Genomic DNA, 561 nt, shown 5'->3' on the forward strand with positions numbered 1-561 from the left:
GATGTCGGCCCTGACACTCGCGGGCACGATCGTCTTACTCGGGCGGCTTTGATCGCTCATCAATTACTTTACTAAGGAGTGCATTTCAAAATGAAACGAACTTTCCTGATTACGGGTGCAAGCAAAGGTATCGGGCGTGCGCTGAGCGAGCGTCTCGCGCGTGATGGCCACAATGTGGTCGGCCTCGCGCGCAGTTCCGGTGACACGACTTTTCCTGGCACGCTCGTGTCCGTCGACCTGACTGACCGGGAGGGGACGCAAGCGGTGCTGTCCGATCTCGACGCGCGCTTCGAATTCGACGGCGTCGTCAACAACGTCGGGTTCGTTCAGCTTTCGCCGCTCGGCTCGATCGATCTCGATGGTCTCGACAGGGCGATGCGCGACAACCTGGCGCCCGCCGTGCAAACGGTTCAGACCTTGCTACCGGGGATGCGCAAACGCGGCTGGGGCCGTATCGTGAATCTTTCCAGCCTCGTTGTGCTGGGCGTGGCTCAACGTTCGACGTATGCGGCTGCGAAGGCCGCGATGATCAGCCTGACCCGAACGTGGGCGCTCGAACTC

At 61.0% G+C, this 561-nt stretch carries 1 protein-coding gene; it reads left to right on the forward strand.

All coding sequences use genetic code 11. The features are described 5' to 3' along the window. Positions 1 to 90: 90 nt before the first annotated feature. Positions 91 to 561: SDR family NAD(P)-dependent oxidoreductase (locus tag U5A57_RS41350; protein WP_321918104.1), on the forward strand; the 471-nt coding region annotated here is incomplete at its 3' end.

Source organism: Paraburkholderia sp. J11-2 (assembly GCF_905220185.1).
Lineage (GTDB): Bacteria > Pseudomonadota > Gammaproteobacteria > Burkholderiales > Burkholderiaceae > Paraburkholderia.